This is a genomic window from Aquirufa sp. ROCK2-A2, assembly GCF_054558485.1.
In genome coordinates this window covers 45164-66672 of record NZ_JBPXKA010000007.1, presented here as the reverse complement: position 1 = coordinate 66672, position 21509 = coordinate 45164, and the positions used below count along the sequence as shown (strand labels likewise).

Sequence of the window (21509 nt, the reverse complement as noted above, 5' to 3'; positions counted from 1 at the left end):
TCTAGTTTAAGAACCAGTTACTAGTTCCTTCATCAAGCGAGTTTTGTAGCTGTTGCACAAAATTTGAGGCATTGAGCGCCCGTGATGCAAATTGATCAATGTAACTTGATTTGTTTGCTCCAGTCAGTAAGTTGTACAATCGCCAGAGAGATATTTCTCCATTCTGCCCTCTACAGAAGCTTTCATCTTGGTAGTAATCTTTTGCTACCGCATTGATTTGAGAGTCAGTAAACAACAGATCGGAGATGCCTTTTCTCTCTTGTATCGGTAAGTAATTGTAAAGCCTTGCTCTTCCTATGATTGGTGCCAATTGGCTCTCTGTAAGGCTATAATTTAGTAATGATTCCATGGCTTGTATTTGTCTTTTTGGATGATATTGATTGAGCATTTGCATCGTGTGATCCATCAATTCTCCAATGGATCTAACCTTCACATTCACTACAGCACCATCTGTCCAAACAGCAAGGTTACTGCACACCTTTACCTGAAATCCAATAAAGAGCTTGAAGCTTTCTAGGCTTCCTTTCTTACCGTTGATTTTATCCTCGTTGTAGGCTTTAATACCCCCAACAATAAGATTCATAGGCTGACCATCTATTGAGCTTGTAATTGAAGGTATTTCAAAGAGAAACATGGTTCGTTCATAGTAAACGGTCTTCTCATTTTCTAGTAGTTCAGAAGTAGGTTTAAACCTGGCTTCAGGAACTCTTCCTTTGATAGGATGAGAAACACGAATAGCGGGTGCAAGGATTGTTTCACCATCAAGGTAATGATGAAGCACATCTTTTGTACGGTTGACAAAATCACCCACAGAAATAAAGGGTTCGTAGTCCTTTGTGTAGCTCGGAACTATATGATGACGCTCTATTTCTTGAAGGCTAACTTCAATGGTATTCGCTTCTATAAAAGCAGAAGAACTGGAAACTATCTCCACTTCCTCTAAATAATCAATTTGATTAGACATTTTCTATTGGATTAACTTTTTTTGTTATAAAATGGGAACGAATCTCTTGTTTACGCTTCTCAAAATAAGGAAGCAGAAGATCTCTAAACTCAGGATATTGATTGTACAAGCCAAGCAGTTCTATCGTACTGTTAGTTTGTTGAATTCTATCCTTAACATACTCAATCCTTGGTGTAAGGTCTTCCATGCACCATTGACTTATTTGTTGACCTGTATACGAGGTTATCTTAAACTCAGGTTTGGAAGAGAACAATCCTGTCCGATCTTTAGTAGCTGTAGCTAAATGTTTGATATCAATATCAAATACGAGGGTAAATTCATAATCTAACCCATCACGCTGAATGGCTTTAAGTCCTACCTTTTCAGGAACCATTTTGCCATTCTTGTCAGAGAGTACATAATCACTCTTACTTCTCATGGTAGCAATTATATGTACAGGAGCTTGAAGCATCTTCTGAACCAATGCTTGATGCCTCGGCGTTACCTTCGCCCAATTGGCAAAGCTATTACCTGTTAGGTTGCTGTGATAATCTAGCAAGCATTCCCATTCATGGCTAAGGCTGTCAATGATAACAACTTCCATTCCCTGAGATACTACAAAGTCTATTGTATCAATGTAGCTCTCAGGTGTATATGGAGCATCCAAATTGAGGACTTTATAAGCACCAAGATGGGCATATAAATGACTTGAATGATTCTCTGTATCAATAACTACAACTTTCTCCCAATCCATGGCAAGCCCGTGTGCAAGTAGTAAAGATGAATAGGTCTTACCACTTCCAGAAGCACCTGTAATTGCCAACTTAATCTTGGCTTTCTTTCGTTTTGCTGTTTGTAATTCCATTTTGTTAAATAATTTAGGTGTAAACGAAAAAGGTGTAGGAATTAACCCACACCTTAAAGATTTAACGATTTAGTAATGAAATGCTCTTCTTTTTTTCTGCTTGAGGAGTTTCATTTACATTTAAGTATGCATCTGGAAATGCTCCTTCAGGCATATAGACATATCGATGTCCGAGCCTTACAATTTCGCCTGTGTCTTGAATTGTATAATCATACTCTTCACACTGAATTTTAGCAAGATTACCTGAAAGTGTTTTGCCAACCATCGTTTTTGCTAATTCCACGTTGAAGGTGCTATTGATTCTACAACGTCTAGAAGTAGCATAGAAGAGTCCTGTCGTTTGACTTTGGACCATTTCTAGATCACCACTCAATTCAAGTGATACGAAGGATTCCCCTTCTTCATTCTTCATTTCGAAGAAGTTTGATACTGTTACCATAATAATTTTGTTTTGGATATTGGATGAAATCTATTTCTATGATATTGAAATAGAGGGGGGTGTTCCCGCCCCGAACTGAGTAGGGGTCTTTAAAAGGTGGCACCCTTCAGAAAGCGTAATGCAAATGAAAAATTTTACCCAAAAAAAATCATTTGAATTTATAGCTATTTATTCCGTATATGGGAGGAATTATTTGGTAGTTTAAATTGTTAATTATAATGGAGTTACGTGTGTACTCTAATGAGCTTTACACTCATTTGTTTTCAATTTTAATTATTTATATTATGATGCAAATTCATGCAATTAAACCAGGGCCTAAACCAATGAAGCCCAATGGCAAACCTGACGAAAGGAGAAGGGTCACTCCTGAAAATAAACCTAAGTTTCCAGAACTAAAACCTCATATTCATAAGCCTGGTCAATAAAAAATGTTGATCTAATAATGATAAAAATAGGGAGGAGTTTTGAGGATTTATTCAGAATTATTTAACTTAAAGAGAAAATATTAAATAGGGTTAAATATTCTCTGGGTGCAAATAAAAAACCCGTTACAATTTTTACATCGTAACGGGTTAATTATCAAGAGCCTCCTATCGGGATCGAACCAATGACCTACTGATTACAAGGGAGTAGACTCAAAAATGATATATTGTTTAAGTTGCTGATAGCCAATTGTTTATACTTTATGAATCACTCAAATTTTACTTGTTTTTTGGTTTTTGTACACCACTTTATACACCACTTTGTACACCACTTTTTGGTATTTTAAATATTGAAATAATTAAATATACTGGATTGCTATTTATAATAGGATTATATAAAATATTCTTTAGTTGCAATGCAAATTAAAGGAAGATTTTTCATAGTATAGTTACCTACTTAAAAAATTTAAAGCCTTTATGGTTAATTTAAATGCACTTTTTGAGGTGCTAAAATATAAATTATCAATATTTAAGGAATTAGCGATTTTTATAATACCGACTTATTTTATGTTTTTTATTCATTCTATCAGCTTTGAGAATATTGAAATAGTGATAATGTATATGTTAAAATGTTATCTTAAAAGTTGTTGAATTTTATAGTTTTTACAATATTTTGTTTAAAAGTATAAGACTCAATTTGAATTCATCTTCTGATCTTTTAAAGTAATTTTGTCACTAAATAATTTTAATATTTTTCAATTTTATATTTATACATAGTTTTTTCGATAATTTTGTAAATACTTAAAATCACTAATAACATGTCTTTATCCAATAATAGTATTTCAGTTGACGATTCTCACTATAATTTTAAAAATTGTAGGCTTAATCGGAAATTATATGCCGACAACCTTACTCAAATTATTCAAATGCATTGCGATGGATTTGTATTGGCAATAGATAATGAATGGGGAGGAGGAAAAACTACATTTATCAAAATGTGGGAACAAAATTTGAAAAACGCAGAATATCAAACTGTCTATTTTAATTCATGGGAAAATGATCTCGAGGTTGATCCCATGGTTGCAATTTTAGCGGCTTTTAAAACTCTAGGGTTAAACGATAGTGATTTTCAAAATATTATTTTGGCTGCTGGAAAAATTTCTGCCAAAGCTTTACCTATCTTTCTTAAAGGTGTATTATCTAAAATTATTTCTGAAGGTCCTGCTAATGAGTTATTTAAATTAATTACTGAAAAGTCTTCTGAATTCCTATTAAATCAAATTGATGATTACTCCAAAAGAAAAGATTCAATTAAAGAATTTAAAAACAAGTTATCAATTGCTATTTCTAAAAGAATCGACAAAAAACCTTTAGTTTTTTTTGTAGACGAATTAGATAGATGTCGGCCAGATTATGCGGTGCAAGTACTCGAAAAGATTAAACATTTCTTTAATATACCTGGTATCGTATTTGTTTTGGCTATAGATAAGAATCAATTATGTAATTCTATTAAAGGTTACTATGGATCGGAGAGTATTAATTCAAATGAATACCTTAGAAGGTTTATTGATCTTGAATATACCTTGCCATCACCCAATATTGAACCTTACACTCAATTTCTTTTTTTTCATTATAAACTCAATGAATTTTTTATCAACTCTGAACGTAAAAATTATCCAATATTTGAAGGTGATGAAGGTATTTTCATGAAGATAGCTTTTTATATTTGTAAGGATTATCACCTTAATTTACGACTAATTGATAAATTGTATTTTCATTCTAGTTTAGTTATTGGCCAAATGAATAAATGCCACTACTGTTATCCCTCATTAATATTTTGGCTTGTTTATTTGAAAAATATAAAACCTTTCATATTTGATAAAATTTATAACCTACAATACACAGTTCAAGGTTTAATTGATGAATTTGAAAATGACTATATGAAATTAAAAAAGGAGAATGATGGTGTACATTTAAGGGCTCTATATTTTCAATTTATTATTTCTTATTTTAATTATTATAAAGAAAATAATAACGAATTTAAATTATTTGACTCAAATGAAATTTTGACCATATCATTTGAAAAATCAAATTTTGACTTTATAACTTTATATGAAAATTATAAGAATAGAAATTTGATTTCAATCAATTTAAAAGAAATAATATTTAAAATTAATTTAAATGAGAATTTAAAGAACCTTAATTGAAAATATAACTTCGGATATTAAACCATAATCTAATAGATTAAAATCACTAAGCTTTTTAATATGAAATATGATATTAATTCAAGTCGATCTTTATTAAAGCCTTTTTGGGGAGAAAATGATAAAACTCTTAAATTAGAGGAAGTTAAAATATTAGGTAGTAAATCTCAAATCATAAGGCCTTTTCAGGGAATAGATAAAAATTTCACCAAAGAGAGTATTCAAAATGAAATACGTAGGGTAACGTTTAAGTTAAGAATGTCAAAATCAAAGGTTTTTGAAATTCTGAAAGACAAGATTGTTATTGATGGTGTTGAATTACAAAATTTATATTTTTTCTCACTTAAGAGAAATGTAAGACTAAAATCAAAAAAACGAAAAAGATGAGTTTTAGAATTTTCATTTATGTAAATTCACGAATATCATTTCTACTTTCAATGAACGATTATTTGGAAAACTTACCTAAACAAAAAGAAAAAAAATCTTAGGATAATGAAATTTTTCCACTGTAAATTTTATCTCTATTTTTACCTTATTAACTTTTTAAATTTTGGATATTAATTTTATTAGCAACGTCATTCCTAGGCTCAGGCGTTTTGCACTAGATATTGAAATCAGGGAGGCATTGGTAGATAAAATATGGGAGATATTTGATGATCCCTTAAATGTGCATGATTATCAGTTTCTTCTTTCTTTACGTAGGGACTTTTCTAATTTTATATTAAATTATCCCCAAGCCAAATAGTCGCAACCGAATTTCCAGTTTGAACAAGAATATTTAATATAAGGTCTACCTGTTTTGCTTATACCTTCTCTTTTTATCCTATCTCCCAATTTACATATTGGGCATTTACTAATTGGATCTTCAATATAATTTGGGTCAATTTCGTTAATGAATTTTGATTTATAGCTTATATTCGTAGTAATAAATGTTTTCCTTTTTGAACGGGTTAGAGCTACATAGAACAATCGTCTTTCTTCTCCATTTGTGAATTGATCAGATTTTGATAGTAATAAATTTAATATTGGGTCATCCGATTGTTCCGATGGGAAGCCAAATTGGCCTGAGACACAATTTAACAAAATAACATAATCTCCTTGTAATCCTTTAGCCCGATGAACTGAAAGAAATTTAATTTCAAGATGGGGTAATTCTAAATATACGATGGTATAACTGTTATCATTTTGATCCTTGTAAACAGAAAATAAATCAGATCTTTCTTTGTAAAGCTCTATTACAAAATTGTATCGAGATAATGCTAAAATCGTTAGATTCTTATCGTTATCAAAATTTTCTATATCAATTTGATTTAAAGCATCAATTAATGGAAATGGGTCATCGTTTCGAAAACTGTTACTATGTATTATTTCGATTGGGCTAATATTGTCATCCTTAATCGATTTTAATTTTTTAACTGTTTGATTAGGATTGGTTAAAATGAATTTACTACTAATATCTATCATACTTTTTCCAAACCTGTATGTTGTTTCAATTTTCGAAAACTCTGTGACTCCAAAGTGTTTTTCAAATTGAGTAAAAAGAGAAATATCACTTCCAGCAAAACGATAAATGCTTTGCCAATCATCCCCAACCGCAAATAATCTGCAAGTTTTATTATTCTTTAGTAAAGCATTAATCAAATTAAATCGACCAATAGAAGTGTCTTGAAACTCGTCAATAATAATATATTTAAACTTGTTTTTGAATTTGTTTGATGCGATGAATGCTGTGGCATCATTTATCATATCACTAAAATCAATTAGATTTTTTGATTTTAGGAATTCATTATATTTGATTAATACAGGAGTAAATATCTCTAAGAATAGGTAATATCGTGCTTTAATCTTCTCATCTGTATAAGATGAAATTTGATCAGTAATATTTTTAATGATATAGTTGTTAGACTTGAAGAGGTTTAAGAATGTGCTGATTAAAGTGTCTAAAGCACTAACTTCTTCTTTTGCAGTTGAATTTAAAATTTTCCAAATTTCTTCACTTGTTCTTTGCTTAAAAACAACTCCTTGATTTTCTAATTTTTCTTTTAGATTTTCTAATAAAATACCTTCCTTATTTTCGTAGGAGAACGTTTCAATGAGTGTTGTTTCATGTTTGGTGTGGGTTTCACGTTTCCACGCAATGTCACCATTGTATTTTTCTTTTGCGGATTGACCGTTTGAACTTGAGAACCAATGTGGTACATTATTATTTCTGTCTATTAGCCCAAAATGTTCAATATAGATATCATAGTCAGGTAAATAAAAGTCAGGTTTATATTGAGCATAAACACTGTCTGCGGTCTTATATTTGTATGGATCTTCATACTTGTAGTTTACGCTGTTAAGAAATAAATAATTCGCAATTTGTACCTCTTCCAAACTTTTACAATAATCCCTCATTATGGTTTTTTTGCCATTGATAACAACTTCTGACATCTTATATGTTCGAATATTGTTATCTTTAAGATAGTTGATGTATTCACCGTGACTTTTAAAATCATTTACATCCTTAGTTTCTATTCGGAATTCAGTAATGAATCTTATTACATTGTTGGCATACTTATAATCTTTGAATAAAGAAGCGAAGATATTTTTCAATTCTTTGTAAGATTGCGTTTCTTCAATTACAGAGGGCATGTTTTGTGTAACCTCACCAATGACTTTTCTTCCAAATGAGTGAAATGTATTGACTTCAATGTCAATATTCATTTTCTCCTTTATACGATCTTTCATTTCATCACTTGCCTTTTTGGTAAATGTAATGAGTAATATATCTTCTGGATTTGTATTGAAACGCTCAATTACATAAGTAACTTTACCTGCTACAGTTGTTGTTTTACCACTACCCGCACCAGCAATTACTAAATTGTGATCTTCATCTTTAACTATTGCTGTTCGTTGTTGAACGTCTAATGACTGACCCTCAATGTTTGCAAAAAGAGCATCGTTTTCGTTTAACTCATATTCAATAAAATCTTTATTATACTTTTTTCGAATTGATTCACAGTTCTCATAGAACCTGTTCAGTTGATTTATTTCTGTTATAATTGAAATGTCTAGCCCTAGTGATTCTAAATTATACTTATTGAGCTTTTTACGTAAATCACTAATGGATTGTTTCCAGAATACTAATTTGTTGTTATTGAAGTAGCCAGATTTGTAGAGTGTATAATTAGAAAATGATTTATTTGCAATGATAACCTCGGGAAATAGATTTTCAATAATTCTCTTGTCTTTTAAACGTTTTGCTTCCTCAGCTTCTAAACGAAGGCGTTCTCGTTCCAGTCTTTCCTTTTCCAATCTTTCTTGCCATAATTTTCTTAGATTAGCCTTCTTTTTTTGTTGAATTAGAAAATAGCTAATAAAAACAAAAATGATAGAAGAAATAAAAATTAATGAGTTGATTTTAATAATGGTCACCTTTAATTATATTTTTTTTAGTAGAAAATAACTTATTTCATAACTGGGTCAGCATAAATAAAGATTATTCTATTCCAAATTGCTAATTCAACATATGAATAGCTTATTTTCATCTTTTTCTCAATTATAAAAGTATGATAAGTAGTCCCACTTTCGTCTTTGTATTTTAGTTTAATAGTTAATTTTTGGATAAAATATCGGCATTATTTTTTGAATAATTATAAGCATGTAAGTTAGCTTCAGTATTTTTTGTGCTTATATGATTTCAAATATTCTTTTTTTTATGATATTTAAATTTAACAAGCTTTTGTTATTAACTCTAATCTTACTGGCCGTACTTAGGTGAAGCTTGTAGGAAAATTAAAAAATTTTCTTTTTCAATTCGGGTTTTTCACAAATTCCTAAATATAAATTATATAGAATAGTAAATAAATTCCTAAAATGGTAAATCATCTTCTTCATAAGAAGAAATAAATGGTTTTATTTTGACTTTTTGATTCACTTTAATGGTCTCAGGGAAATTATCATCATCGTCATCATCAAGTTCGGAATATAATATTTCAACTAATTCATCGACCATATTAAATAGTTTTTCCATTTGTTTTTTTGAAATGGAGTCCGCATCCTTTAATGATTCACAATATGTCTTTAACCTAATTGCTAATTCTTTATTCTCCATATTACAATGATTTTTAGATGAATTTATAAAATTTAAGTTGTTATTTACTTCTATTTTTTTGGGTGAATAGTTTAAGTTTTTATCAGAGTTTTTAGAAATATCAATTATTTTATTTTCTAGTAAATACCAAAAACATTTAGCAGTGGCCTCAATATCTTTTACTGCATTATGGGATTCATCAAATTCTTTACTGAAAATTTTAAAATATAACTCTGAAAGTTTAGGCCATTTTAAGCCATTTGAATTATAAATACCAACAAAATCTGAGGATTTTGTCATTGTACAAATGAAATTTTTATTGTGTAGATCAATATAAATGTTGTTCTTGGAAAATTCATTTTTAAGAACATTTAAATCAAACTCTACGTTATGAGCGATAATGTAAGTAGTGTTAGAAATAATTTTCTTTAACTCAATTAAGACTTTGTTAATATCTTTTCCTGCATCTAAAGCTAATTTATTGCTAATATTATGAATATTAAATGATTCTTGAGTTATTTCATATCCTATCGGACGAATGATAAAGTCTCTCTTCTCCACTAGTTTATGACTTTTGTCATAAAGAATCCAAGCAATTTGGACAAGTCGAACATTAGAGAAATTATTAATTTTATAATCTGGTAACCCGGTTGTTTCCGTATCAATAAATAGGTACATTTTTTTATACTTTTAATAAAAAAGTTATTCAATAACCATAAATTTAATTTTTCACATAAACGTCATCCAAAGTTTCAGGTCTTCGTATGTTTCATCTAAATTTTCATTTCTTAAAGCAGCAGCTAACATTAATTTATACATCCCATCATACAACATCTCATACTTAGCTATTTTTTCGGCCGCTTCACTAATTTTACGCTTTTCTTCGATTTCTTCGGCAGTAGGTTCTGTAGTTGTTCTATAATCTAATGCGCTAAAATTATGCGTGTGAGAATAATAACCCTCATCTTCTTCATCTTCGTTCATGTTAATTTTTGATTTAAGTTCAATGGATGTATTTTATATCCTCAACATTCTTTTAATTGTGTCTTGCATTGCTATTTTAAATCCTTCGTCTTGTGAAACTAATCGGTACAAGTCAAGTTCGTTTTTACGTTGCTTGCCCATTACTTCATCAAAGATTTTATTGAAAGCAATTTCTCTATTTTGGTTATCGGAATTATCCGCATATTTTTCCTTAAAGTCGGCATGGTCCTTCATCTTTTGAGCTAGGTTTACAAATTTTGCTCTTTGCTCTTCTGGGGTTGCTTCCCATCCTTGAAACCAGCGTTCATTGAAACTTTGTATTATTAAATCTAGTTCGTCTTTTTCAATGTCGCCTCCATGTGCACCTCTTGGATTTGGATTCTGTGGATCAACTTCAGTTTCAGAGGCATCAAGTCCAATACTTGTATTTAACTTAACCCGTTCTAAACCGTAGGTTGAAAGATCAACCGAATTTAACAGTCCGTCTAGCGCATCTTTTTCAAGGTCCACAATTATGAGCTTTGGAATTAAAAATTTCAAGAACCAAAATAGCTTTTCCCACGCTGCAACTTCGTAAGGCATGATTGATGCCATTTGACCATATATTTTAACGAAGTGCTTTGCCTTAATTTTATAATCCGCTTTTGCTTTATCTTCTAATTCCAAAGTGGAGTTAAATCGTTCTTCAGCAATGCCAATGATCGGGCTTAATTCTTGTGCATCAACACCTTTAAAGTACTTGGCAACAAAATCCTCTACTTCACTCCATTCATAAACACCTGTATCATCCAAATTTGATTTTAATTCATGAAGTATATTAACGTCAGTAGCTTGACTTAATGATGTTGAAGTATAAAATGGGTCAAATGATTTTTTTATATCCTCTGTTGCATTGTAAAAATCTAGTATAAACAAATCTTCCGTTTTCTTTCCTAATCTGTCTGATGAACGGTTTAATCTTGATAAGGCTTGAACTGCTTTAACCCCTTGTAGTTTTTTATCAACATACATAGCGGTTAATTTTGGTTGATCATAACCTGTTAAGTATTTATCAGCTACTACTAGTATCCGATATTCATCCATGTCAACATAGCGTGCAATTTTATCAGAAATATACCCAGGGTCCGTTGGTTTGGCTGTATCTAATTTTGCGGGAAAATCATTAATACTGTCTTCCGTATATTCAATTCCTTTAATTTTTTTTGTTCCTGAGAAAGCAATTGCAATCTTAAATGGATTCCCCTTGTCTTCTAATAATTGCTTCAAGGTAAAGTAATAGTTTATTGCCGACTCGATGCTTTGTGTTGCCACAATTGCTTTTGCTTTCCCTTTTAACTTTTTGGTATTTACCAATTTCGTCAAAAAGTGTTCAAGCATTATGTCTGCCTTCGTGGCAATCGTTTGTTTGTTTTGCTCAACATAAGTTCTTAGTTTCTTTTGAGCTTTTGTAGTATCAAATAATGGATTTTCCTCTATTGATTTTTTAATTTCATAATAGCTTTTATATGTAGTATAGTTAGCTAATACGTCTAGAATGAACCCTTCTTCTATGGCTTGTTTCATAGAATACAAGTGGAAAGGTTTGAATTTTCCATCTGTTTGTTTTACTCCAAATCGTTCTAATGTATTATTTTTAGGTGTTGCAGTGAAAGCTAAGTAGGAAGCATTGCCTCGCATTTTGCGTGAACGCATAGCTTCTAGTATTTTATCTTGTGGGTCTTGTTCCTCTTCCTCTTCGCTCAGTTCAGAGGTGTTGCCCATGGCTTGGTTCATTTTACCTGCCGCAGTTCCACTCTGACTGCTGTGAGCTTCGTCAATAATTACTGCAAATCGTTTATCACTTAAATCCGAAATGCCATCAACTATGAACGGAAACTTCTGAATGGTGGTAATGATGATTTTTTTGCCACTCTCCAAACTTTCTTTTAATTCTTTGGATGAGTATGCAGGCGCAACAATATTTTTTACCTCAGAAAACTCTCTGATATTTTCTCGAAGTTGTTTATCTAATAAACGCCTGTCAGTTACTACAATTACAGAATCAAATAGTGGATTTGAAATCCCTTTGCTACCCGGCAATGTGTCATTTTCTGGATAGGTTTCGATTAACTGATAAGCAGCCCAAGTAATTGAATTTGATTTACCTGAACCAGCAGAGTGCTGAATTAAATACGTTTGTCCAACGCCTTTTTTACTGGCATCGTTAATGAGTTTTCGCACCACATCTAATTGGTGGTAACGTGGAAAATACAAAGTCTTTTTGTTAAGTGGATCAGTATCTTTTCCGTCAAAGCGAACAAAATGTTGAATAATATTAGCTACACTGTTTCGGGTAAATATTTCTTCCCATAAATAAGATGTTTTATGGCCAAAAGGGTTCAGAGGATTACCTTTTCCAAATAATGGCTCACGTTGTCCTAAATTAAATGGCAAAAAGTAAGTACTTGCTCCATCTAGCTTAGTTGTCATGTAGGCTTCATCGGTATCCACTGCAAAGTGAACAATACAACGACCAAAATTTAATAAAGGTTGAGTTATGTCTCTCTTAAATTTGTATTGACTTTGACCATGAACCTTGGCATTTTGCCCTGTCCAATGGTTCTTCAACTCCATGGTGGCAAATGGCAAACCATTTACAAAAAGCACCATGTCAATCTCTTCACCAGTATTGGTTAATGAATAGCGAAGTTGTCGGGTTTCACTGAACTGATTACTTTCGAAATTTGCCTTAACGGTTTCACTACTGCTGGCTAATGGCAACGGATATAACAAAGTAAAGTGTGCATCATCTACATCTAAGCCTTTTCGAAACAAACGCAGGATGCCGTATTTTTTAATCATCCTATCTAATCGTTCCAGAATTTTTAATTTCCAATCACTTTGTTTTTGGAGTTTGGCTAATTCATCCTTTTGAGTGGTTTCTAGAAAATCCCAGAAACGATATTCATCAATGGCGTATTTAGCATTAAAATCTTCAGGCATTCCAAGGAAATAGCCACTACCGGAACGATAGAGCTCCTTACGTTCGTTTACGATGTTTAAAGCAAAATTTTGCTCCTTTAGCTCTTCAAGACAAGTGCCTGTAAGTCTCTTTTCGATTGTAGCTTCTAATGCTTGCTCGTTTGTTTTTGATGTCATATTTTATTCCAAATATTGGCGGTTTTTGAATCATATACATTGACCTTACACTTAAATTTATTTTCAATTGATTTTATGTAGTCCAAATCCGCCTGTGAAAATACTCCAATATATATACTCAATAATTTATCTCCTGCTCGAGCACCATTTTTTGAAGCCTTGTTTATAGCATCAATAATATGCTCATCATATTCACCAAAATTAAAACCAAAAGAAATTAGTGAGCCTTCAATAGCACAAAGGGTGTCATAGCAAAAAGTCAAGTATTTATTGTGCATAATGTGCTGTAGCTTTTCATTACCACTGCCTGCCGTAACGAAAATCGGGTATTCCTTTTTATTAAGTCTTTCTTTTATATTGGTTAGCAAATAAGCTTGGTCACTATAAACTTCTTTTTCAATATCAACGCCATTGTCGAAAATTGGTAACGTACCGTGCAGATGAAAAACACTTTGATCTTCCTTGTTTTTGCCCCAGTATAAATCAGACCAGTCTTGGTCTGCTCCAAGTTTGACTTCATTTGGATTTAATAAATCTCTGCCAAAACCATCCACAGCTTTTTTAGATTCATTTCGCATTAGTGCCCAATAAAGAAGTAAATCATAATTTGTAGATATTACCTTTCCTTCATTATCCAAAAATTCACTGAGAAAACTAAAACATGAGACACTTTTTTCGTCTGGTATGTTAAATACGTGATCAGGATGCAATTTACTTATGGCATCAATAAGACTATTTTGAAGGAGTTTATTGGCGTGCTTAAGTTTAACAGTAAGTTCTTTATCACTACTTAATGCTGTTGATATTTCAATGAAATTATCAAGTTGTTGCATAATTAGTTCAAAGTTTTTGGTGTTGATTACTTCGAACAGTTTAGATAAAATTGGGTCGTTTAATTCAGTAATAAAATCATATAAAGCATTATACGAGAATATTTTTGGATCATATGCAATGCTAAATCCATTACCCATGAGTAAATGTTTTTTGCGATTATTCTTTGTGAGATAAGCAATCACTTCTTGATAGGACTGAATATCTTCAATTTTTAAATCAGATTTCAATGTGGTCATATTTAACAAAATTTTATTTTCCCCGTTACCGCACTATTTATCAAAGTAGCTTTGTATTCTTTTAGTTTTTCGATTTCTTGTTCTTTAAGAGAAATGGCGGTGGCGATTTTGGTTGATGTAATTCCAATGTATTCCGATATGGCAATTTGTTCATATTTTGGAGGAGCAGTGATTGCTATTTGAAGAATATTGTCTATTTCGATATAGGCTTGATTTGCAATCCAAAGTGAAATTGAATCAAAATTTGCTCTCAGATAATTACTTGTAAAAACACATTTTAAATAATATTTGTCTATTGCATCTTTTTTAGGTCTAATACAAACTGTATTTTGGTTTAGGTAAGAACCATCATATTCTTTATTCACAATTGCTAACTGACCAACCGAAGATTCTTTTATTTCAGGTTTACTTCCTACTGTTGAAATGATGATGTCTCCCTCGATTAGTCTAAAGTTTTCGAATGCTCGTTTTTGGTTATCCAGTGAAACAAAACTTGTGATGTTTTCAATGCTCCATTTTTTAATATTACTAGCTTTTACAATTGGTATTCCTTCGGAACTAAAAACAGTAGAACTAAAAGCATTTCCTTTGAAATAGGAAGCCAAATACTTTAATCTCTTCACTTCCCAATGTTCAGGTATCTCCCCAATCCATTCCACACCACTGTCCTTCATTTTTACATTAGGATTTAACCCACGGGTGACTGCTTTGTGTATTAGTATTTGCCTACGTTCTTTGAGAAGCTCAATTTGCTTTTGTTTGATTTCAATTGCTTGGTCAATTAAGGCTGTTTTTCGGTCGAGAAAATTTGCAATGGCGGTTTGTTCGGGAAGGGGTGGAAAAATTAAATCACAATTCGCAATGTCATTCCAGTTTAATGTTTGTCTGACACCTGAACCCAATAATTTCATAAATGCAACATCAAACCGATGTAGGAAATATTTGTAAAATGTTTTATCAAGTTTGACAGAATTACTTAGTACGATATATCCTGAACTAACAACAACATCAATATCTGATAAAGCAATTCTCAAACTTATTAAGTCATAATTTAGATTCAGCGGGTTTACTAAAAAGTCACCTTCCTGTACAACTTGATATGATCTCTTTGTTGATTCAGGAATTTTTTCATCGTCCTTGTAAACTACTTTCCCAAAACTTATCGAACCGCAATTCAATTCAGGATTGCTTCGTTTCTTTATTTCATAGAAAACTCGTTTAAACTTTTTTACTTCCCAATGTGAAGGAACATCTTCAATCCACTCTACCCCTGAATCTTTATAAACAGGATATTTTTTAACCATCGTAATATCTATTACCGTTTCCATTAAGCCAGATTTAAAATTTCACGAATTAAACCATCACTCAATTCTTCAAGTTTCAAAATATCGGTGCTTACTTCTTCAATTGCACGCAGTGGTTTGTATCGGTAGAAGTATTTGTTGAAGCTAATTTCATAACCAATTTTGGTGGCATCCAGATTTATCCAGGCTTCGTCAACATGTGGTTTTACTTCACGCAAAAAGTAGTTGTAAATGTTTTCTTTGAGAGGTACATTTTCTGTATCACGCAAATCGCTTTCGGTTTCATACTCGAGGTATTCGCCTTTTTTGTCGGTAGCAAAATAGCCATGGTTTGCCAGTTCATTTTCTTTGCAATCCAAATGCTCAAGCAATTGCTCCAGTTTATCACCTGTTAATTTGGTGATACCTTTTACTACTTTTTCGGCTGTTGCATCGTACCAACTTACTGCATTTAAAATGGTGTTTTTTTCGGAAGAAGATAATTTTAATTTCTTCGCCTTCAATACCTCTTCAACCTTTTCTTTAAACACATTAAAGTCGTTGTATTCAGTATTGCCAATGGCTTTCATTAATTCTGTTGCTGTATTAAGCAAGTCCAATTGTTTTGTCCATAAGGCTTCACTCACCAATGTTTTGCTTTGTTTCGCATTGAGGTTAAGCTCATTTTTTTCGCACCACTCGGTAATTTCTTTTTCGTGTTTGGTAATGTCAGAGTAAACTGTTTCTCCAAAAGTTTCATAAGCCCAAATCATTGGTTCACGTAAGGTTTTATCAAATCGCAACTCAGCTATACGCTCAGGGGTAAATTGTGCTTTTAATCGCTTAGGTCGCTCAATGGTAACTTTGTAATAACCAAAATCTGTATTGTCAAACAATTGAGAAGCAATACCTTCTTCCTCTTTTGTTTCTGCGTTAATTGCACGATCAACTGCTTGCATTTTGGAATAAACAGAAACAATTTCCTTAATTTGTTCAGGGGCAAATTCACAGTTTTTATTACCCAGGTTTTTACGCAATTTTCGGAACAATAAACCACCATCTATCAATTGTACTTTACCTTTTCGGTTATCGGCTTTATTGTTGCTTAGAATCCAAATATAGGTAGTGATACCAGTATTGTAAAATAAGTTATTAGGCATTTGCACAATGGCTTCCAACCAATCGTTTTCAATGATGTATCTGCGTATATTGCTTTCACCACCACCCGCATCTCCTGTAAATAAACTACTTCCGTTGTGTACTGAAGCAATTCGTGAACCCAAAGGACTTTGAGATAGTGGCTTCATTTTATTTACCATCTCCATCAAAAACAGCAATTGCCCATCCGATGAACGGGGTGTCGCATCAGCAGCATCCTCAATTCCCCAATAGTTTTTTAGTGTTATTTGAAAACGTGGGTCAATGATCTCTTTACCATCCTTAATGTATTTCTGTTCACTTGCCCAAGATTTACCGTAAGGTGGATTTGAGAGCATGAAGTCAAAGTTATTTCCAGCAAATTCGTCTGTGCTTAGCGTTGAGCCCACTCGGATATTTTCGGGGTTGTTCCCCTTAATCATCATATCCGATTTGCAAATTGCATAAGTTTCATCGTTGATTTCCTTGCCAAACAAATACACATCACCTTTGGCTTTTATTTCGCCTTCTTCATCCTTTACAAAATTCTGTGATTCTGTCAACATACCACCACTACCACAGGCAGGATCATAAATGGTCATAACGGGAGGAAGTTTATCTTTGATTGGTTCAAAAATAATGTGGGTCATTAAATCAATTACCTCACGAGGTGTGAAGTGTTCTCCAGCTTCTTCATTATTATCTTCGTTAAACTTACGGATCAATTCTTCAAAGACATAGCCCATTCCCAAATTGGTCAAAGGCGGCAATTTGCGTCCATCTGGATCATTTTTTTCAAAAGGAGTGAGGTTTATATATGGAGAAGTAAATTTTTCCAACACATTTAACAATACATCTTTTGATGCCATGTGGCGAACCTGACTTTTGAGCTTAAACTTCTCAATGATTTCTTTTACGTTACCGCTAAATCCATTCAAGTAATCTTCAAAATTAGCTTGAAGAATTTGCTGATTATTTGTTGCTGTATCGTGTAAGCGTTGCAATGTCCATTCACTGGTGTTATAAAAGACATAACCACTAGCTTGTCGCAAACCATTTTCATCCCATTCCGTGAATTTTGCTTCATCTCTTTGGAAAACCAACTCTTCCAATACAGCTGCTTTAGTTGGTTCAAGTAAAGCATCGAGTCTACGAAGGACTACCATAGGTAGAATTACATCACGGTATTTCCCTCTCACATAAACATCACGCAAACAATCGTCTGCTATTGACCAAATGAAGGATATTGATTTATTGTGTACTGATTGGTTCATCTTAATTCTAATTAAATTTTCTCTGTTTGTAATACACTTTTGGGATATAGGTGCATTGTTTTCTCATTCGTATTGTTAACCTCTTTTATAATTCTAATTGTATCACCAACTTTATATCCCATTTCATTTATATGCTTGTATGTTAAAATAAATTCTGCACAATGAAAATTTCCCTTTTCATCCTGCTCAACAGTACCTGTTACTATGCTAGAAGTAATGCCCAAATCTATAGTCCTATATTTAGATTTATTTAATTCTACATCACTATTTGCATCTACAAAACCTTTGAACCAAAGCAATACATCAAGTACTTGATATGTTACACTTAGCAACAAGTACGGTGAATTAACTTCAGTTATAAAACTATCTATTTCTGAGCGGTGAGCAGCAGGTTGACAAACTGCCAAGATACTGCGAACATGATCGGAAACAACTTTTGGAAAAATAGGAGCTTCTAATTTATATCCTTTCTCAACAATACCCGAAAGAAACTTACTTGATTCATTTAATGCAACTGAAGGTTTTACAAACACATCTGGCATTAATCCATATCTATTTAAAGCTATAAATAAGTCATCCATTATTTTTCTTAATAGATTGAAATAAAGATTAGGATCTGTAAAGGCGTATTCGAAATTTTCTTTTTTTAGAATTGAGAGTAAATCATGGTAAGCATTTTCTCCAATATATTTTTCTACACAAACATCAAATACACGATGGTATTTATGACGAATTTGGGTATCTTCCTGTGTTGCTGATGCAACTTTTATGTCTGAAAATAGACTTTCTATTTCCTGATCACTTCCTTTACTATAAACTTTGGTAAAAGCTTTTTGAAATTCTTTATTTTCATAAGCTTCTGCTTGACCTGTAAGAACAAATACTTCAAATTTCTTCTTAAGTTGGAGCAATCTATCCTTAGCTCTATGTACATTGGATGTGTCTTCCGAGCCTTTAACATCGTCTTCATTTTCAAAGAATTTAGCGTCCAGTAATACACCGTCATAAAAAGTAAAATTCCTTTCCAATTCATTCATGCCACTATTCAATGATTTAAATGGAACTAGATTAATGCCGTTATATTTTGCACGCCCTTTTAAACCTGTAAGCATTTCATGCTCATCGTCTATCCACAATATATTATAAAAAAACTTTTCCATATTTAATTAGTCAATAAAATTGGAAATTGGAAACTAAATTTCACTGGAAAAATGGGGTCTTCATTCAATGATAAATTCCAATTTGGATTGTTAAAATCGGTTGCAATACGATTAATGTCATAACCTCCTAATCCACTACCTGTGCTTAAATCGGCAGTAGAGTATTTAGTAATAAATTTCTCCCTATCAAAGTTGTTTGGAAATGGTTTGCCATTATTTCTAATTTCCATGGAAAGGCAATCCTCTAATTCAGTCAATTCAATAATTACTTCATTCCCCTCAGACTTTTTATCAAATGCATACTTGTTAGCATTTGTCAAAATATTATTTAACAAAGTGTTTAATAGCGTTTTATTAACATAAATACCCCTTTCTTTTAGTTTTTCACCTTTTAGCAATTGCTTTTTTATCTTGAAGTTAAACCCATTATTTGAAAGTTCGTCGATTATGATATTAATATCAGAAATCGGAATTATTTCTTTTTCGTGCTCAGATAAGATAAGACCGTTCTCTCCCTTTTCAAGTACTTCAGTGATAAAGTTTATATCTCGCTTAATTTCTTTAAGAGCCGAGAAAATATCAATTTCATAGAATTCGGAAAAAGATTTATTCAATGATTCAAAACCTTCCTTTTTCATAGCTAAAAAATCCAATAAATTACGAGACCAATCTAGGATATTTTGACGAGGTCTTCCTAAAGTATGCTTTAAAGAAGCGAATTCATTGAATTGATTTAAAGTCTTGCCATGAACCAAAGCATTACGGTCTTCTTGAAGACTTTTAATTTTATCAGATAGTTCGTGAACACCTTGAACTTTTGCTCTTTGTTCATTTAGAGAAGGAAGCTTTACTACTACCTTCATTAAATCGTCCTTTTTGATAAAAGGGATAGTGATTCCTCTGCGAATTATTTTTAATTGATCTTGAATATAATCGGCATTTAATTCATTCACTAAATATGCAGTATCCACTAGGGACTCATTTATGCTACATGATAATATATCTCGGTTTTTATATATTGCCTCACCTTTAAAATTGAAAAATGTAGGTTTCAATGAATTCCATCTCAAGGAAAGTAAAAGACTAGATTCGGACAAAGCTTCAAAATCAGTTCTATTCAATTCTGTTTCTTCAACTTCGTTTAAATCAAGATAGAAGTCAATATTGTCGCCTTTCAAATCACGAATTCGAACAATTTTACCCAAATTAGGTAAATTATCTTTTTTGCCTTTTACAATTTCTACTAAATCACCCAGCTTTACACCTTCAATTTCTTGTTGTAAATAACTCGCTACATTCAAATTATAATCTCTCTTACGAATTTCATTATTAAGAACCACCTTTAAGATGCCTTCCTCTTCCTCTATTTCGCCACCTAATAAGTTATTTAAAGCCGAAAAATTCATTTCTTTTTTCTTGGTGTTTTTCGATACCAAGAATTTTTGAGCATCAATAAATTTGACTTTACCTGGATATTTTTTTGCCTTATCAATTATTAATAAAGCGCAGGCAAAATTGGTTTGTGGAAAGATTCCACTTGGAAATAAAATAATCGAATCAATTAAGTCTTTATCAACCAAATGTGTAATAATATGTTCTTCACCATTCATTTTCTGAATAAATCCTAAACCAGTTAGCAAAATAAGCTTCCCTTTTTCCGTCAAATTATTCAGTGAATTTTCTACTATAAATTGTTCAACCGTTTTGTAATTTGATATAAACTTTCCATTGATGTTTAAATGTCTAATATTTAGATTTAATGGAGGACTAGAAATGATTAAGTCAAATTTTTTAGAGGGCTCTGGCCATGCCTGAAATGAATCTTCTCTTTTGAAGTTTGAAAAATTCTTCTTTCCATAGGCCAAAAACCTTAAAAATCCCTGAGCCCATTTTTTAGGATTTATTTCTTGTCCTAAATAATCTTGGTCCTTTTCAATAGTAACGGCTAATGAGGCTGATCCTGCAAAGGGATTGAAAATCTTAGCATTATTTTCTAAATCAGCTAAATTCCAAATTAAGCGAGTTAATTCATTGGGCTGTAAAATTTCATCAGAAAATCTTCCTTGGGATAATGAAATTAGTTGCAAGACATCATTAAAATTTTCTTTTAAATCTTTTCGATCTATTTTTGAGATTAAACTTAAAAGGTCAGTAAATCCATTATCGCTTAATTTTTTAATGTATGGTACAAAATAGCCACACATTCGAATATATTGTGAAAAATACCCTTCGTTTGGATTTGTACGTTGATGCTTTTCTATGATATCAATCAATTGGGACTTACTTGTTACCTCACTTACATTCAAATAATCTTTGTAGGGGACTAGTAGGAACAGTAACAAGTAATAATCTTCCGAAGAAAAGTTTTCTTTTCTAAGAATATCAAATAACTTCCAAATGTTATTTTTTAGAGCTTGATTTTTGGCTACACTATCGTCACTTTCAGTCATAAACATAATATTTTCGTGTTTCATAAAACAAAGGTCTACTCAATATGTGCATTACAAGTGCACAC

At 31.9% G+C, this 21509-nt stretch carries 15 protein-coding genes; 3 read left to right on the top strand and 12 right to left on the bottom strand.

All coding sequences use genetic code 11. The features are described from left to right. Position 1 precedes the first annotated feature (1 nt). From V7S76_RS09785 to V7S76_RS09775, 3 genes are all read right to left on the bottom strand, one after another. A complete protein-coding gene (locus tag V7S76_RS09785; protein WP_459509919.1) occupies positions 2-964 on the bottom strand; it encodes a DUF3871 family protein in 963 nt (320 codons plus the stop codon). After that, the gene (locus tag V7S76_RS09780; RefSeq protein ID WP_459509918.1) at positions 957-1808 is read right to left on the bottom strand and encodes an AAA family ATPase; all 852 of its coding nucleotides are present in this window, start codon (positions 1806-1808) and stop codon (positions 957-959) included. Before V7S76_RS09780 ends, V7S76_RS09785 begins: the two co-directional genes overlap by 8 nt. Before the next feature lie 61 nt (positions 1809-1869). After that, complete coding sequence (locus V7S76_RS09775) at positions 1870-2247, bottom strand: hypothetical protein (protein ID WP_459509917.1); 378 nt, start codon at positions 2245-2247, stop codon at positions 1870-1872. 218 nt (positions 2248-2465) lie between these two features. On the opposite strand from V7S76_RS09775, the gene V7S76_RS09770 reads away from it, so the two are divergent. From V7S76_RS09770 to V7S76_RS09760, 3 genes are all read left to right on the top strand, one after another. Further along, complete coding sequence (locus V7S76_RS09770) at positions 2466-2672, top strand: hypothetical protein (protein ID WP_459509916.1); 207 nt, start codon at positions 2466-2468, stop codon at positions 2670-2672. A gap of 815 nt (positions 2673-3487) precedes the next feature. Further along, positions 3488-4876, top strand: a complete 1389-nt coding sequence (locus V7S76_RS09765; protein WP_459509915.1) for a KAP family P-loop NTPase fold protein — start codon at positions 3488-3490, stop codon at positions 4874-4876. A 60-nt stretch (positions 4877-4936) separates the two neighbouring features. Next, complete coding sequence (locus V7S76_RS09760) at positions 4937-5260, top strand: hypothetical protein (protein ID WP_459509914.1); 324 nt, start codon at positions 4937-4939, stop codon at positions 5258-5260. A 339-nt stretch (positions 5261-5599) separates the two neighbouring features. Here the strand turns inward: V7S76_RS09760 and V7S76_RS09755 are convergent, their stop codons facing one another. From V7S76_RS09755 to V7S76_RS09715, 9 genes are all read right to left on the bottom strand, one after another. Continuing rightward, positions 5600-8290 (bottom strand): UvrD-helicase domain-containing protein, encoded by a 2691-nt coding sequence (locus V7S76_RS09755; protein WP_459509913.1) that lies wholly within the window; start codon positions 8288-8290, stop codon positions 5600-5602. Between the two features lie 436 nt (positions 8291-8726). Continuing rightward, the gene (locus V7S76_RS09750; RefSeq protein WP_459509912.1) at positions 8727-9626 is read right to left on the bottom strand and encodes a 3'-5' exonuclease; all 900 of its coding nucleotides are present in this window, start codon (positions 9624-9626) and stop codon (positions 8727-8729) included. A gap of 51 nt (positions 9627-9677) precedes the next feature. After that, positions 9678-9932, bottom strand: a complete 255-nt coding sequence (locus tag V7S76_RS09745) for a hypothetical protein (protein ID WP_459509911.1) — start codon at positions 9930-9932, stop codon at positions 9678-9680. Between the two features lie 33 nt (positions 9933-9965). Next, on the bottom strand, positions 9966-13070 hold the full coding sequence (locus V7S76_RS09740; RefSeq protein WP_459509910.1) for a type I restriction endonuclease subunit R: 3105 nt from the start codon (positions 13068-13070) through the stop codon (positions 9966-9968). Next, positions 13067-14140 (bottom strand): DUF4917 family protein, encoded by a 1074-nt coding sequence (locus V7S76_RS09735; RefSeq protein ID WP_459509909.1) that lies wholly within the window; start codon positions 14138-14140, stop codon positions 13067-13069. Before V7S76_RS09735 ends, V7S76_RS09740 begins: the two co-directional genes overlap by 4 nt. Positions 14141-14142: 2 nt before the next feature. After that, on the bottom strand, positions 14143-15444 hold the full coding sequence (locus V7S76_RS09730; RefSeq protein WP_459509908.1) for a restriction endonuclease subunit S: 1302 nt from the start codon (positions 15442-15444) through the stop codon (positions 14143-14145). 23 nt (positions 15445-15467) lie between these two features. Then, positions 15468-17834 carry a type I restriction-modification system subunit M gene (locus V7S76_RS09725; RefSeq protein WP_459509907.1) on the bottom strand — a complete coding sequence of 789 codons (2367 nt, stop codon included), beginning with the start codon at positions 17832-17834 and terminating at the stop codon, positions 15468-15470. Between the two features lie 11 nt (positions 17835-17845). Continuing rightward, positions 17846-18994: a hypothetical protein gene (locus tag V7S76_RS09720; RefSeq protein ID WP_459509906.1), complete on the bottom strand. Its 1149-nt coding sequence runs from the start codon at positions 18992-18994 to the stop codon at positions 17846-17848. Between the two features lie 2 nt (positions 18995-18996). Next, entirely contained in the window at positions 18997-21444 is a 2448-nt protein-coding gene (locus tag V7S76_RS09715) for an N-6 DNA methylase (protein ID WP_459509905.1), read from the bottom strand. Positions 21445-21509 lie beyond the last annotated feature (65 nt).